We start from the raw sequence: 15,427 nt of genomic DNA, 5'->3' as shown, positions 1-15,427 counted from the left end.
TCACTCCTTATGTAGGGCATGTGTTTTTTTGGTTTTGTATACGTACGCAAGGATTTCTGCCACAGCCTTAAAAAATTCTTCCGGGACAGCATCCCCTATATCAGCTGCATCATAGAGGGCTCTTGCCAGCGGTCGATTTTCAATGGTGACAACATCATGCTCACTTGCGATGAATTTGATTTTTTGCGCCAGGAAGTCAACACCCTTTGCCACAACGAAAGGAGCGTCCATTTTCGTTTCATCGTATTTAAGGGCGATGGCAAAATGCGTCGGATTGGTGATGATGACGTCGGCCTGGGGAACCTCCTGCATCATCCTTCGCATGGCCATTTCCCGCTGTCTCTGCTTGATTTTCGACTTGATCAGCGGATCGCCTTCGATGTTTTTATGTTCATCCTTCAGATCCTGCTTTGACATCCTGATATTCTTTTCGAAGTCATATCTCTGATAGAGGAAATCGAACAGAGAAAGGAACAGGAGCGCAATCGAGGCTGCGATACCCATCTGGACGGTAAGCTTTCCCATTGTGAGCAACGAATCACCGACTGATTTAAACGAAAGGCTCAGTACCTTATCGATATTGATCCAGAGGACCACGAATGTAATGGTTCCCACGAAACCGATCTTGAGGATCGATTTTACGAGCTCAACGATCGCCCTCAGGGAAAAGATCCGTTTAAATCCCTTAATCGGATCGATCTTTTCCAACTTTGGTTGGATCGGCTCAACCGTGAACATCACTCCCACCTGGATATAGTTCGCCACAAGTCCGGCAAGCAATGCGACAAGCATGATGGGGCCGAGAAGCAAAGCGAGCTCTTTCATTATATCCAGGGTGATTACACGAATGCTTTTCTCGGTCAGGTCCATGAGCATGTACTCCTGGAACGTCTGATGGAACAGATCGAATACAACATCTCCAAGGAAGGATGCCCCGAAAAGCATAAACATGAATACCGACAGGAGGATGATCGCCGTATTCACATCCTGACTCTTAGCGGTCTGCCCTTTCTTGCGTGCATCGTCCCTTTTTTTCGGTGTTGCCTTCTCGGTCTTCTCCCCACTGAAAAACTGCAGGTCCAGTTTCAAAAGCTTCAATTTATGTGCCTCCAATGATGTTCATTAAGTCCCTCATGGTGACGAGCATCATCCCGAACAACTTTTGCATCACGGCAAACATGACGCCCATGACAATGAAGAGAATGATAAACGAAACCGCAATCTTGATCGGGAATCCGACTACAAAAATGTTGAGCTGCGGGACGGTACGTGCCACGATCCCCAACGCCACATCGACAAGGAAAAGTGTGGCAACAACGGGAATCGACATTTGAAAGGCGACGATGAACATGGAATTGAATGCCTTCAGAACGTAATCCACCATATCTTCGTTGCCGAAGGGAATCCACGCCTGATCGATGGGTATGAGCTTATAGCTGTAAAAGATCCCATCGAGCAAGAGATGATGACCGTTCAATGTCAACAACAGCAGCAGGGCGAATGTATAGAGGTATTGCCCCATGAGCGGACTTTGAGCACCCGTCTGAGGGTCAATCACATTCGCGATGGCAAACCCCATCTGAAAATCAATCAATCCCCCGGCAATCTGCACGGCGGATAGGATCATATAGGCGATAAATCCGATCAGGAGGCCGACAAGGGCTTCCTTCATGATCAACAGGATGTATTCACCGTTGATATCAAACGCCGAAGCTTCCACGGAATAATACATCACCCATGAAATGACAGCGGAAAACGCGATTCGATGCTGAGCAGGTATGGTTCTATAGGAAAACAGGGGCATGGTAATAAAAAAAGATGAAACCCTGACAAATATCAATAAATATACCGATAATAACGGGACAAGCTGCTCCATGCCCTTAGCCTACGAACCTGGTTAAATCTGAAAATATCTGTGATGTATAGGTCAACATCTTTGTCAGCATCCAGGGACCGAAAAAGATGATCCCCAGGAGCACGGCCACAATCTTCGGTATGAAGGCAAGCGTCTGCTCCTGTATCTGCGTCGTTGCTTGGAAAATACTCACGATCAGCCCCACGACCAGTGCCAATAATAGCAATGGTCCAGAGACGATCAAGGTCGTATAAATCCCTCTTTCAGCCAAGGAAATTACGGATTCTACACTCAATTGCTTCACCTTCTTAAAAACTTTGTAGGAGAGATTTCACGACCAGATACCACCCGTCTACAAGTACGAAGAGGAGAATCTTGAACGGAAGGGAAATCATCACCGGTGGAAGCATCATCATACCCATGGACATAAGGATGCTCGCGACCACCATATCGATCACCAGAAACGGTATGAAGATCATGAACCCGATCTGAAAGGCGGTCTTGATTTCACTCAGTGCGAAAGCTGGTACCAGGGACGTAAGAGGAATCTCTTCGATCGACTCGGGTTGCTCAGCACCTGAATAGTTCAAGAACAACTCCAGGTCCTTTTGCCGGGTGTGGCCGCTCATGAATTCCTTGAATGGCACCGATGCCCGGTCATACGCCTGCTCCAAGTTGATCTCTTCATTGAATAACGGTGTCAAAGCGTCTTTATTCACCTGTTGGAACGTCGGAGCCATGATGAAGAAGGTCAAGAAAAGCGAAAGACCGATCAACACCTGATTCGGGGGCATCTGCTGGGTCGCAAGGGACGTCCTCACAAATGAAAGCACGATGATGATCCTGGTAAAACACGTCATGAGGATCAGAATGCTCGGTGCAAGGGACAGCACGGTAAACAATAAGAGAAGTTTTACGCTGGTGGAGACATTATCTGCTGAACTCGTATTGAAGAACTCCATGAATTCATTCATCTGACTGATCCCTCTTCTTCTTCCACTCACCAAGCATCGTCTTTCGTCCCCGCTTCATTTCTTCCAGCTGTTCTTTCAAATGGGCTTGAAACGATCCTGTCCCTTTTGGGGTTGTGAATTTAGATACCCAGTTTGCGGGAGAGACTGATTTGTCTTCATAAAAAGAGAGGATTTTCTCTTTTTGAGAGGGATCCTCTACCTCTTTTAACAACTGGATGTTCTCTCCGACCCCTACCACGAGGATCTCATCCCCCACTTTTATGAGCTGTACGGAACGATTACCTCCCAGGGTGGTCCCCCCAAGGTTATGGATCAATTTTGATTGTTGATACGATTTCCCTTTTTGATTGATGAACTTCAATAGGCCGTAGATCAATGCGATGACAAACAGCAAGGCACCGACCATTTTGACGTAATCCACGAATGTAACAGACGTATCGCCTGCTACATTTGCGGGTGTTTCATCGGATTGATTGCATTTATCCGGATTCTCGATGCAAAATTTCGTGCTATCCTCCACCGCAAGGGCCGTATGCCCCCAGATGGCCACAAGGGCCATCATGATGCATAGGGTTACTAATAGTTTTCTCACTGCATGCACACCTTCTTAAATCACCTTTAGCTCAATGCTTTTTGGATTGCTTCGATTACACGGTCTGCCTGGAACGGTTTGACAATGAAGTCCTTTGCCCCCGCCTGGATGGCATCAATGACCATGGCCTGTTGACCCATGGCCGAGCACATGATGATTTTAGCGCCAGGATCGCTCGCTTTGATTTCTTTCAACGCGGCGATACCGTCTTTTTCAGGCATGGTGATATCCATCGTCACAAGATCAGGCTTCAACTCTTTATACTTGTCAACTGCCTGGGACCCATCTGCTGCTTCTCCCACTACGTCAAAACCATTTTTTGTTAAAATATCCTTGATCATCATTCGCATGAATGCTGCATCATCTACAATAAGAATTTTATTAGCCATTCTGGTCTACCTCCATCATTCTTTTTACTTTAATCGCTTTAGACGATCGCTTTGGCTGACGATATCAGTGATCCTCACGCCGAAGTTCTCATCGATGACTACGACCTCGCCTTTGGCCATGAGCTGGCTGTTGACGAGGATATCAACCGGTTCTCCTGCAAGCTTATCAAGTTCAATGATGGAACCCGATGATAGCTCAAGGATTTCCTTGACAGATCTGTTCGTCCTTCCGAGCTCTACTGTCACCTGTAACGGGATATCCAAAAGCATATTCAGGTTCTGGGCTTCATGGGCACCGAGCTGCGGTGATTCAAAATCTGCAAATGCCGCCGGCTGCACGTTCACACTCGGCTCCTCCACCCTCGGCGCTTCCACTGTCTGTGCTGCTGCCACTTCCCTTTCTGCCTGATACGGTTCCTCGGTTGGTATAGAGGGAGTATGTATGTCCACTTCTTCTGGAGCCATAAGCTCATCCACGAGACTTTTGGCGAATTTCAAAGGAAGGAGCTGCATGATGCTCGAATCGATCAGTTCTCCGATCTTAAGGGCAAACGATACCTTGACGAGCAAATCCTCTTCAGGAAGATTTTCTTTTCCTTCTCCTTTCGGGATAAACATGAGATCGATGGAAGGTGGTGAAATGTCCACCTTTTTCCGGAACACCGTCGACATGGACGTGGCAGCGGAACCCATCATCTGATTCATCGCCTCCTGCACAGCACTCAATTGAATCTCTCCGAGGTCTTGTGACGGGGAAATGCCATCACCACCAAGCATCAGATCCGCGATGATCGAAGCATCGGACTGTCTGATGACGAGCAGATTGGCGCCAGAGAATCCTTCGGTGTACTGTACTTGTATCGCAACATAAGGATGCGGGAATTCTTCTTCAAGCAGATTGCGGTCTACGATCGATACCTGCGGGGTTGTGATTTCCACTTTTTGATTCAAAAGAGTGGATAGGGCTGTTGCTGAACTTCCGAAAGAGATGTTCCCGATTTCCCCCAATGCATCGACTTCTACAATGGAAATGTGGTCATCGGTCCGGATCTCAGGTTTTTCATTCGTTTCATCGGATTCGGCAGAGCCCCTTAGCAACGCATCAATTTCATCCTGTGATAGCATGTCACTCATCACCATCTCCTCCTTTCAATGTTTCCAAAATTTGTACAGCCAGTTTTTTCTTGGAGCGGCCAGGTTGTGCAATGAATTTAGGCACATTCCCGACGCAGACGGTCAAGGGATCTCCTATGCCGGTACCGAGATCGAGGACATCGCCGACTCCCATAGATAGGAAGTCCTCGATGGTGACCTCCGTCTTCCCCAGTTGAGCTACAACGGGCACCTTCGCCTTCTTGATGCCCTCTCGGAGTTGGGTCACTTCAGAAGAGCTGCTTTCTTTCCGCTTGCTCTCCATCCAGTAGCTCCCTGAGAGTTTCGGCAAAATCGGTTCAAGGACGACATGAGGGATGCAGATATTGATCATCCCGCTAGTTTCTGCAATTGTCGTGTTCAACGAAATGACCACCACGGTTTCATTCGGGGAGACCATCTGCAGGAACTGGGGATTCACTTCGAACTCATCGAAGACAGGATCAACGTCTACGACAGTACTCCAGGCTTCCCTCAAGCTCTCGAAGGCTTTTTCGAAGAGCTGGCTCATGATGCTCGTCTCGATTTCCGTGAGATTCTCCACCTTATTGATGGACACTCCTTTTCCACCCATGACGCGGTCCATCATCGAGTAAGCAATATTGGGATTGATCTCGATGAGGATCCGCCCATCGAGTGGAGGCAGTTCATACACATTCAATATCGTCATCTTCGGGACAGACCGTATGAACTCCTCATATGGAATCTGATCGGCCGATGCGACATTGATATGGACATAGGTCCTTAACTGTGCAGAGAAGTAAGTAGTCAGGATTCGTGCGAAGTTTTCATGTATCCTTGTCAAACTCCTGATTTGATCCTTGGAAAAACGGAGTGCCCGTTTAAAATCATAGACCTTTACTTTTCGCTCTTCTTCTTCTTTTTTAAAATCATCCGCACTCATTTCCCCGGTATTGATCGCGGAAAGGAGGGCATCGATTTCACTTTGTGATAAGATTTCATTGGCCAAATTCATTCACCTCCCTACCAATCAAAACAGGTATCCCTATTGGATCATCATCGATGTAATATAAACTTTTTCGACGGATCCTTCCTGCATAAGGGAGTCGACTCTTTTACGAATGGTTGTTTCGATCAGTTCTTTGCCTTTCTTGCCTTTCAGATCGGTTGCATTCAGCTCGGATAGCTCCTCAATGATGATATTATTAACCATGAAGTCCCGCTGCTGTAATTCCTCTTTTGCCTTCTTTCCATCGGTCTGGATCTTGAATGAGATACGAATGAAATCATTGCTCGACAGATTGGTCGTCAACTCCGGTACATCAACCGAGTAAGAGAGCACCTCTTCAATGCTCTGCTCCTTGGCTTCTGCTTTCGGTGACATCTGCTTCACGACCACCCAGCCTACAGCCCCCAAAAGGACACAAGTAGCGACAATGACCATGGTGATGGTGATGGCTTTATTCTTCATCGTTCATTCCTCCCTTGGGTCCATTCCCGTGGAGCTGGACACGTCGATAAAATTCTGTTGAGAGGGCTTGCACCTCCACCACTGATTCCTTTACCACATATCGTCTACCATTGGTGAGAAGAATGGCCGTGTCCGGGAATGATTCAATGGTTTCAATGAATAATGCATTGATCGTGAGCGCTTTGCCGTTCAACCTAGTTAACGTAATCATGTTATGTGACCGAGGGGAAACTCAGTCCTTCCCTCCTTATGTCAGACGATTATCGTTTCAGGTTCACAAGTTCCTGAAGGATTTCATCCGAAGTGGTGATGATTCTTGTATTTGCCTGGAAACCACGCTGTGCCGTGATCATTTCCGTAAATTCTTCGGAAAGATCGACGTTGGACATTTCCAGTGCGCCTGCCTGAAGCATTCCGCGACCTTCCCCCGGTACACCGGTATTCGGAAGGCCGGAGTTATTCGAAGCCTGGAACAGGTTGCCCCCTGCTTTCATCAGTCCCCCCGGATTCGAGAATGTTGCAACCGCAAGCTGACTCAGAACCCTAACTTCACCGTTTGAAAATACGCCGTTCACTTCACCGGATGACCCGATATTGAAGCTTTCCAGATACCCTTCTGCATTTCCATCCACCGTATCCGTGTTGGCGGAAGATGAGCTGTCGAACTGGGTGATCTTGGAGAAATCAAGCTCGATAGGCTGGGTAGGATTCGCTCCTGTCGTATTGTTGAGTGAGATGTTGGAAGATGTAGGGTTCGTCAGGTTCCCTTGATTATCGAATGTAAACGTCCTGGTAGTACCCGTTGCCACGGTCACGCCAGGTGTAAGACTCGAAATGGCTACATCCCATTGGTTATTGACACCGGTCTTCGTCATCGTGATCTTCAGGCTTACATCCTTGCCGAGCGAATCTTTCACCTTTGTTTCAACTTCGACTTCGGTTCCTTGTGCGGCACTTGCTTTTAAATTACCGTTATACGTGGCAAGTGAGGATGCTTGTGGAGCCATCGTTGCATTAGTATCCACCTTGATATTAGTTGCTCCACTTCGGTTAACGACACCCTGAGCATTGACGGGATAGCCTTGCACAAGGTTCCCTTGTGCCGTGACCAGGCTTCCATTAGAATCCAGATAGAAGTTCCCTGAACGGGTATACATCGTGTTATTACCGGTCTTGACCACGAAGAACCCGTCGCCAGATACAGCCACATCCAAATCCCTTGCCGTCGTTTGAAGGCTCCCTTGGGTTTGGATCGAGTCAATCGTTGCAAGTGAACTTCCAAGGCCCACCTGCTTGGCATTTTGACCACCACGGTCATTTGTGGCACGACTGGCACCGGAAACTGTCTGGCTCATAAGATCCTGGAAGGTGACCCTGCCCTTTTTGTAGCCGAACGTATTGACATTGGCGATGTTATTACCGATTACATCCAGTTTCGTTTGGAAATTCTTCATTCCGCTGATACCTGAGTACATTGAACGTAACATGTTTTTTCCCCTCTCTTTTTCTCTCTTAGGCTTTAGGCGTCTCGATTGCCGTCAAATCACCTGATTTGATTTTCTCTCCAGAGCTCAAATGGATCCAGATATCCGAATCTTTCTTGGAAACGGACTGGACGACCCCTTGCTTGACCTCTTCCCCGTCCTGCCATGATACCAATTTGCCGATCAGCATCGTAGCATTTACTAAAGCGGTATCACCAGGTGCAGTCTGATTCACCTGTGAGATATTGGCCGGCGTAAGGATACTATCGTCTTCCATGATGAATTCAACCGATTGGTTCTTGAAACGCACCCCCTTGATGATTCCATCCCCCTGCTCGATGGACGCATCTTCTCCTTCACCTGAAAGCTTGTGCCAGGTGACATGCTTCCCGACGAATGAATTATAGGAAATCAAGCGGCTCTGAGCCTCTGCTTCCACAAACCCTTCCATCGTCTTATTCAGATTGGTCATTTGCTCTAGAGAAGAGAAAGTGGCCATCTGAGCAATGAAATCTTTGTCCTGCATAGGATTCATGGGATCCTGATTCTGAAGCTGGGTCATCAGGATTTTGAGAAAGTCATCTTTGCCGAGGATATCATTCGCTCCGGAACGTTTCTCCGGTTGAAGATTTGAGTAAAGTAGACCGGGATCGATTTTCGTCATGTTATCACCTGTTCATTCTTTATGAGTAACTCCTTGAAATCCGTGTCTATATCTGCATCTTGTTCCCTATCGTGTCCGCCTTGTTTTTGACCATGTTCTTTGGGCTGCTGGTGTGATTGACCCTTGAACGCCCTTTCAGGATCGCTCAGACTCTGTGACACTTCGATTTTATCCACTTGGATATTTTGAGAGTGAAAAGCCTGCTTCAATCCTTGCAGATGGGAATCAAGCATTTCCTTTGCCGATGCCGAAGATGCCAAGATCTTTGCTGTCATCACACCGTTTTGCTGAAGGAGCTCGATCCTGACGGAACCCAAATGCTCGGGGTAAAGCTTGATGAACAGCTTGCTCATCGAGCCCATGGAAGAAAACTGTGACTTGCCTAACAGGCTCTGAAACTGCTGAACTACGCTCTCAGGCTGTTCGGGTTTTATGAATAAACTCGCTTTCACTGTGGCTGTGGATATACCTTGTGAAGAAGTGGCAGGTTGAAAAGCATTCAAACCGGCCGGCACATCTCGTGATACCTTGTCTCCCTGGTTCCTGGCCTTCAGTTCGGGTTCTTTCCGAGTTACCGCTTGACCTGTTCCTTCCATCCTGATCAGAAGCTCCTTGAGCGCCTCTTTGATCTGGGCCGATTCAAACGTGTCATTCCACTCGGATTTACCCGAAGCGCTCAAAAGCTGCATTGCCTGGATCAGTTTGACTGCCTGTTCAAGTGGCTGAGACTTGATTGCGGGGGGAAGCTCCTTCGAAAGTTGCAGGATTCCTGCTACAAGCTCTTGAAGATCATCAGGGGGCTCGACACTGCCTGAGGTGATGTGCATCTCTTTCAGCAGTGCAGCATGAAAGGCCTGGAGAGCTTCCACATCGATTCCAAGTAGCTCTGCCATGTCTTCCATCGTCACCTCTTCACCATCTGACTGTGCATCCAACTCTCCTTCGGGTACTCCGAGTCCCGACAGGCTATCTGTTTGAAGGAGTAGATGAAGGTTCTGCAGGAGGGAAGGCTGTTCAGCTTCGGCGGGCGTAGTTCCTCCAACCTGCACTTGTCCCAGGAAGCCCAGAAGCTGAGAAGTGAAGAGCGCATCCCCACCTACTACTACTCCAGGCGCTTCGGAGGAAGCGGATAAGGCACCTAACTGATTCATCAATGGTGTGATCTGCATCATTGGTTCCCTCCTTCTTCCGCAGTGATCAAGGCCGTATATTTTGCTGCATCAGCCGGGGGCATTTTTTCAAGGATGGATGCCAATGTCGCCGGCTTGACGCTCGACAGGATCCTGACTGCATCATCATCTTTTAAATTCAAGATGACCGGTGCCGCATTTTTTGCCGACATTGCTTCATAGGTGGAGATGATCTCTTTGAAGGAACGCTTGCTTTCTTCTCCCGTTTGACGGAGTTCCTCCATTTCGGAAGCTTGTTGCTCCAAGGATGCATTCAGCCCGTCCGCTTCCTTCGTTTTCTGCTCCAGGGAAGAGTTCAACTGGGCGATTTCAGCTTTTTGATCTTCTATGACCACCTTGAGGGCATCCGTATCTTCTTTCTCAGTATCAGCGGATGCTGGTTCCTTATCGTCGGTAAACGGAAGATGAATTCCCAGTGATTGTGCTTTTTCGAATACGTTTGTTCCCGTTGCCGTCAAGACCACCAGCGTCACGACAATGATGAACAGGATCGGGATCAGGACGATGAATACAAATTTTTGGAATCGTCCGTGAGGCTGTGGGTTATCTATTCCTTTTGATTTTGCCATTTTCTCGTCACCTGACTTCCTGCTTCATGTACTGGGTCACGGAAACTTCGTCCAGCTGCTTATTTTCTTCCGCCTGAAGACGGACCAAGAAGGCTTTGAAATCCTTCTCTTTCAATCTTTCATACTTCTTAACTTCCATGTTCATCTCAATCATTTTTTCCTCATACCAGTTCATCCTGTTCCTGGCCTGGACCACGAGGTTCTGAAAGTAAGAAATGGTCTTCTCGAGATTCGTGATGAACTGCTGGTGATGCCTGATGTCGAGGATCGATAACCCTGTTGAAAGCTTCTCTACCTGCATCGCCTCCAGGGTTTCTTTCTTCTTCAACGCCCCATATAATTGTTCCGCAGCTTCTTGGAATTTTGACACACTGGATTTGTATTGCTCCTGCATGTCTTCTTTTTCCTGCTCCTTTAAGGTAAGGATCCGCTCGAATCGATATTCATAGGTCATTCTTTCATTCACCCGTTTCCGCCAGTTGTATTAGCCCTTCCACACTTTCCTTGAAAGAGCGCTTCTCCATGACATCCTGTTTCAAGTAAGAAATGATGTTCGGATAATAGTCGATCGCTTCATCCACTTCTTTGGACGAGCCTTTTTTGTATGCTCCGATCTGAATGAGGTCTTCCGATTTCAAATACGTACTGAGAAGTTCCCTAATACGGGTTGCAGCTTGTTTGTGTGAAGGGTCCGCAAGGTGATTCATCAATCTGCTTACGCTTTTCAGAAGATTGATGGCCGGGTATTGCCCCCTATTGGCAATGTCCCGATCAAGGACGATATGGCCGTCCAAAATCCCCCTCACCGTGTCGGAGATCGGCTCGTTGAGGTCATCTCCGTCCACCAGTACGGTGTAAAAAGCCGTGATGCTTCCGTTTGTATTGGTCCCGGTCCGTTCCAAAAGTTTTGGGAGGATGGCGAATACAGAAGGGGTATATCCTTTCGTGGTGGGTGGTTCTCCCACGGCAAGGCCGATTTCACGCTGCGCCATCGCCACCCTTGTGGCGGAGTCCATCATCAGCATCACATTCATCCCCTTATCACGGAAATATTCCGCGATGGCCGTAGCCGTAAAGGCACCTTTGATCCTTTTAAGGGCGGGCTGATCCGAAGTGGCTGCTACGACGATGGTCCGCTTCAGACCTTCCTCGCCAAGGTCTCTCTCAATGAATTCCCTCACCTCTCTGCCTCGCTCCCCGACGAGGGCGATGACGTTCAGGTCAGCTTTCGTATTCCTGGCAATCATTCCTAGCAAGGTGCTTTTCCCAACCCCGCTCCCGGCAAATATACCGATCCTTTGTCCTTTCCCAACCGTAAGCATACTGTCGATCGCCTTGACGCCGACTTCCATTACTTCATCGATCGGGGGACGGGACAGGGGATTAGGCGAATCTTTTTCCGTATGGACCGAACTCAGTCCATACGGTAGGGTACTGCCATCGAGGGGATTTCCAAGGGAGTCGATCACCTTCCCGATCAAGGAAGGGCCGACCTTGATTTCAAGTGGTTTTTCGGTGGCTTCCACTAGGCTACCCGGTGAAATATCCTGCATACTCGTGTACGGCATCAAAATGACGAGTTCCCCATTGAATCCGACCACTTCCGCCGGGATGATCTTCTCTTTCCCCCTGCTTTTCATATGGATATGGCATACTTCTCCCACGGAACTTTCGGGTCCTTGTGATTCAATCATCAATCCTACTACACGATGGACTTTTCCGTATTTTTTGAATGTCGGCGTCTTCGGGATGATATCGAGAAGTTCACTTGCTTTCATCCTTCCTCCTCCATCCGCTCTAGAAGCTTCCTTTTCAGCTCTTCAAGCTGGGAATCAACGGAAAGAATGATTCTACCCTGCTTGGTTTCCATGTAACACTCCAATGGATCGAGATCATCGTTTGAATAAACAAATAATTGCACGTCTGCCGGAAACATCGCTTCCAGTTCACTTTTATGTTCCATGATAAGGTGGTGCCTGGACGGATGGATGTGAATTCGCACTTCTGGAAGATCCCTGACTTCCTTCAGTCCCCTCTGAAGGATAGGGATGAAACGCTCTTCGTCTTCCAGTTCCTGATGGAGGATTGTCTCTGCACTACGGACAGCGAGGGAGAGGATGACCTTCTCAGCACGCTCGATGTAAGAGTAATAGTGTTCTCGGTTTTCCTCGACAATGCGGTTCGCTTCTTCGATGATTCCAGTGTAAGCACTATAACCAGACTGTTTCCCTTCCTGCTCCCCCAGCAAGTAGCCTTCGTTGTATGCTTCTTCCATCAGTCGTTCCCTTTCCTTTTCCCATTCGCTTCTAGCCGTTTGAATCGATTCTTGGGTGCGTTGATGTTCACGCCGTGCGTCTTCAAGGACACGGTCTGCTTCGATTCTCGCATTCTCCAGGATGGCATCGGTATCAGCACTGTGATCTTGACTATCAGCCACCCGTGAAAGGAGGATTCTTCTCGGTTCAATGATCTTACTGCCACGCTCAGAGACATTTTTGATGATCTTAGACAATGATATCGTCTCCCCCGCCTCTGGCGATGATGATTTCTCCCGAGTCCTCGAGTCGTCTGATAATGGATACGATCCTTGATTGAGCTTCTTCTACATCTTTCAGGCGAACCGGTCCCATGAATTCCATCTCTTCTTTGATTGTTTCGACCATTCGACTCGACATATTCTTGAACACTACATTCTTCACATCATCAGCCGAGACTTTAAGGGCAAGAAGAAGGTCTTCATTTTCACAATCCCGTATGACGCGTTGGATGGAGCGGCTGTCAAGGGTGACGATATCTTCAAAGACGAACATCCGCTTCTTGATTTCCTCAGCCAACTCCGGATCTTGTATTTCAAGTGAATCGAGGATCGTTTTTTCCGTGGCACGATCTACTCCGTTCAACACTTCCACTACTGCCTCGACTCCGCCTGTCTGCGTATAATCCTGTGTGACTGTAGCCGATAGTTTTTTCTCGAGAATGGCTTCCACTTCACTGATCACTTCAGGAGAGGTCCCATCCATCAGGGCGATCCTGCGCGCAATATCCGCTTGTACCTCTTGAGGAAGTTCAGAAAGGATCTGACCTGCCTGCTGCGGATCAAGGTAGGAAAGAATGAGTGCAATCGTCTGTGGATGTTCATTCTGGATAAAATTCAGTATTTGCGCAGCATCGGCCTTCCGTGCAAAATCGAATGGCCTGACTTGTAGGGAAGACGTTAGGCGATTGATGATGGCCGTCGCTTGATCAGCCCCCAACGCCTTTTCTAAAACGGTCTTCGCATATCCTATACCGCCCTGAGAGATATAATCCTGTGCCATGGCGATATGATGGAACTCTTCCATGATCCCTTCCTTTGCTTCGGTCTCCACCTTTTTCACACCGGAGATCTCAAGGGTCAGCTTTTCAATTTCTTCCTCTGACAGATGCTTGTACACCGATGCCGATACATCCGGCCCAAGGGAGATCAGGAGAATTGCTGCTTTTTGCTTACCTGTTAGTCCTTTTTCTCTTCTCATACCGATCCCCCTATTCTTCCGCTAGCCACGTGCGCAGTAATTTTGCAAATTCTTCAGGTTTATCCTTGGCCATCTTTTCAAGTTGTTTCCTCCTGATGGTGGCCTCTGTTTCCTGTTTAGGCTCTATATCAGGGATGGATGCGAGCTCCACTTTCTCTTCTACGATCAGCTCTTCCACTTCTTCTTCGTTTTTCCTTGAACGAATGATCATGATGACGAGGAGAATGATCACTAAGAGAAGCACCCCTCCGACTGCATAAATCCACCAAGGCAGGCCAGTGGTTTTCTCGTCGTCCATCTCCACCTTGCCGTTGAAGGGCTGGACAGAAACGACGACCTTGTCACTCAGTTCCTGATCCGTAAGGTCTGGAACTTCATCTTTGTCGATGGACGTGCGGATGATCGTTGAGAGAACCTGCTGAATGTCATCCACCCGCGATTGCGGAAGTGAGTTCAAGTTATCGGGCTCGGGTGGTTCGACCATGACTTGGATTCCGATATCCCTTACCTTATAGGGACTCTCGGTAATTTCTTTCTTGATTCTGTTCACTTCGTTATTGATGGTTTCTTCCATTTTTTCGTAGTCACCATTGGACTCGCTACCAGCTCCATATGTGACACCGCTGTTGGTCGGTTCATTGCCGTCACCCGCACCAGGTGTCCCCCCGTCGGTTGCGCCTTCACCGGAGTATGTTTCATTGATCCGCTGTGCACTGACTGCAATTCCTTCCATATTTTCTTCATCTACCGGAGTTACGAGGTTTTCTTCCCTATTTTCCTGGGTAAAGTCAATATCAGTTGTAACGGAAACGACGACCTTATTGAAGCCGATCATCGTGCCAAGCATATTCTGGACCTGGCGCTGAAGATCACGCTCCACTTCCTTTTTGATCTCCATCTGGCCGGCGACTGCATTGCTACCTGCATTTTGCGAATCAAGATCAAAGTACTCGAAATTTTGATTCATGATTACGATATTGTCTGTAGGAAGTTTGGGTACGCTTTTTGACACCAAATGATAAAGGGATTTGATCTGTCTCTGGTCCATCGTGAATCCTGGGTTGGTATTCAATACGATGGATGCAGAGCCCTGCTGATTTTCATCGCTCACGAATACCTGCTCGGCCGGCATGTTGATCATGACCTTTGCATCTTTCACCCCGTCGATGCTTTTCATTAGATCCGCCAGTTCGGTCTGCATGGCATCCAGTTTCAATACATTGAATTCATTATCCGTCATTCCGAAACCGGCGTTTTGACTAAAGAAGGAATAATCGATGCTTCCTGAATTGGGGATCCCCTCTGCGGCAAGCTCCACCTTCAATGTGTCCACCTGTTCCTTCGGGACCATGATCGTCGTTCCACCGTCTGAAATTTCCGAAGTGATTCCCCGCCCGTCAAGGTTTTCCTTGATCGTACCCGTTTCGGACACAGAGAGATTGCTGTATAAAGGCACCAGATCTGTTCTGGTGGCAAAGAAACTGATGATAGCGATCAAGATGAGGATAAGCAGTAGACCGATCCCCATCCCGGCTTTTTGTTTTCGGGAACGACTGCCCCAAAACGTTTTTATCTGATCTTTATATTTCGTAAGCGATTCATTCATTACAA

The 15,427-nt window shown here is 47.9% G+C and carries 19 protein-coding genes; all 19 read right to left on the bottom strand.

The features are described from left to right. Genes flhB through fliF form a run of 19 tightly spaced genes read right to left on the bottom strand, consistent with a single transcriptional unit; the run spans position 1 to position 15,422 of the window. Positions 1–1,098: a flagellar biosynthesis protein FlhB gene (gene flhB, locus ABJ225_RS02695; RefSeq protein WP_053427286.1), complete on the bottom strand. Its 1,098-nt coding sequence runs from the start codon at positions 1,096–1,098 to the stop codon at positions 1–3. 1 nt (position 1,099) lies between these two features. Next, entirely contained in the window at positions 1,100–1,876 is a 777-nt protein-coding gene (fliR, locus tag ABJ225_RS02690) for a flagellar biosynthetic protein FliR (protein ID WP_053427287.1), read from the bottom strand. A gap of 4 nt (positions 1,877–1,880) precedes the next feature. Then, entirely contained in the window at positions 1,881–2,150 is a 270-nt protein-coding gene (gene fliQ, locus ABJ225_RS02685; RefSeq protein ID WP_056537141.1) for a flagellar biosynthesis protein FliQ, read from the bottom strand. A 13-nt stretch (positions 2,151–2,163) separates the two neighbouring features. Next, complete coding sequence (fliP, locus tag ABJ225_RS02680; protein ID WP_053427288.1) at positions 2,164–2,829, bottom strand: flagellar type III secretion system pore protein FliP; 666 nt, start codon at positions 2,827–2,829, stop codon at positions 2,164–2,166. Continuing rightward, complete coding sequence (locus ABJ225_RS02675; RefSeq protein WP_148985367.1) at positions 2,822–3,421, bottom strand: flagellar biosynthetic protein FliO; 600 nt, start codon at positions 3,419–3,421, stop codon at positions 2,822–2,824. The genes fliP and ABJ225_RS02675 overlap by 8 nt, the downstream gene beginning before the upstream one ends. A gap of 26 nt (positions 3,422–3,447) precedes the next feature. Continuing rightward, positions 3,448–3,810, bottom strand: coding sequence for a response regulator (locus tag ABJ225_RS02670; protein ID WP_048004044.1), 363 nt, complete (start codon positions 3,808–3,810; stop codon positions 3,448–3,450). Positions 3,811–3,834: 24 nt separating this feature from the next. After that, entirely contained in the window at positions 3,835–4,944 is a 1,110-nt protein-coding gene (gene fliY, locus ABJ225_RS02665; RefSeq protein WP_218245892.1) for a flagellar motor switch phosphatase FliY, read from the bottom strand. Further along, positions 4,937–5,932, bottom strand: a complete 996-nt coding sequence (gene fliM, locus ABJ225_RS02660; RefSeq protein ID WP_218245891.1) for a flagellar motor switch protein FliM — start codon at positions 5,930–5,932, stop codon at positions 4,937–4,939. The genes fliY and fliM overlap by 8 nt, the downstream gene beginning before the upstream one ends. Positions 5,933–5,968: 36 nt before the next feature. After that, positions 5,969–6,394 carry a flagellar basal body-associated protein FliL gene (gene fliL, locus ABJ225_RS02655; protein ID WP_148985368.1) on the bottom strand — a complete coding sequence of 142 codons (426 nt, stop codon included), beginning with the start codon at positions 6,392–6,394 and terminating at the stop codon, positions 5,969–5,971. Then, on the bottom strand, positions 6,384–6,605 hold the full coding sequence (locus ABJ225_RS02650) for a flagellar FlbD family protein (protein WP_347318282.1): 222 nt from the start codon (positions 6,603–6,605) through the stop codon (positions 6,384–6,386). Before ABJ225_RS02650 ends, fliL begins: the two co-directional genes overlap by 11 nt. A gap of 49 nt (positions 6,606–6,654) precedes the next feature. Next, positions 6,655–7,881 (bottom strand): flagellar hook protein FlgE, encoded by a 1,227-nt coding sequence (locus ABJ225_RS02645; RefSeq protein ID WP_053427294.1) that lies wholly within the window; start codon positions 7,879–7,881, stop codon positions 6,655–6,657. Between the two features lie 25 nt (positions 7,882–7,906). Continuing rightward, entirely contained in the window at positions 7,907–8,542 is a 636-nt protein-coding gene (gene flgD, locus ABJ225_RS02640) for a flagellar hook assembly protein FlgD (RefSeq protein WP_079515951.1), read from the bottom strand. Next, positions 8,539–9,714 carry a flagellar hook-length control protein FliK gene (locus ABJ225_RS02635; protein WP_347318280.1) on the bottom strand — a complete coding sequence of 392 codons (1,176 nt, stop codon included), beginning with the start codon at positions 9,712–9,714 and terminating at the stop codon, positions 8,539–8,541. Before ABJ225_RS02635 ends, flgD begins: the two co-directional genes overlap by 4 nt. Then, the gene (locus ABJ225_RS02630) at positions 9,711–10,301 is read right to left on the bottom strand and encodes a MotE family protein (RefSeq protein WP_079515949.1); all 591 of its coding nucleotides are present in this window, start codon (positions 10,299–10,301) and stop codon (positions 9,711–9,713) included. Before ABJ225_RS02630 ends, ABJ225_RS02635 begins: the two co-directional genes overlap by 4 nt. A 7-nt stretch (positions 10,302–10,308) precedes the next feature. Next, positions 10,309–10,755 (bottom strand): flagellar export protein FliJ, encoded by a 447-nt coding sequence (fliJ, locus tag ABJ225_RS02625; protein ID WP_053427298.1) that lies wholly within the window; start codon positions 10,753–10,755, stop codon positions 10,309–10,311. A 4-nt stretch (positions 10,756–10,759) separates the two neighbouring features. Continuing rightward, entirely contained in the window at positions 10,760–12,079 is a 1,320-nt protein-coding gene (gene fliI, locus ABJ225_RS02620; RefSeq protein ID WP_347318277.1) for a flagellar protein export ATPase FliI, read from the bottom strand. Beyond that, entirely contained in the window at positions 12,076–12,813 is a 738-nt protein-coding gene (gene fliH / locus ABJ225_RS02615; protein WP_053427300.1) for a flagellar assembly protein FliH, read from the bottom strand. Before fliH ends, fliI begins: the two co-directional genes overlap by 4 nt. Further along, positions 12,806–13,816 (bottom strand): flagellar motor switch protein FliG, encoded by a 1,011-nt coding sequence (gene fliG / locus ABJ225_RS02610; protein ID WP_053427301.1) that lies wholly within the window; start codon positions 13,814–13,816, stop codon positions 12,806–12,808. Before fliG ends, fliH begins: the two co-directional genes overlap by 8 nt. 10 nt (positions 13,817–13,826) lie before the next feature. Continuing rightward, positions 13,827–15,422, bottom strand: coding sequence for a flagellar basal-body MS-ring/collar protein FliF (fliF, locus tag ABJ225_RS02605; RefSeq protein ID WP_347318275.1), 1,596 nt, complete (start codon positions 15,420–15,422; stop codon positions 13,827–13,829). Positions 15,423–15,427: the final 5 nt, after the last annotated feature.

It is taken from the genome of Rossellomorea sp. RS05 (assembly GCF_039822645.1).
Classification (GTDB): Bacteria; Bacillota; Bacilli; order Bacillales; family Bacillaceae_B; genus Rossellomorea; species Rossellomorea marisflavi_B.
The sequence above is the reverse complement of the archived record's forward strand: the minus strand, read 5'-3'. Positions and strand labels throughout refer to the sequence as shown.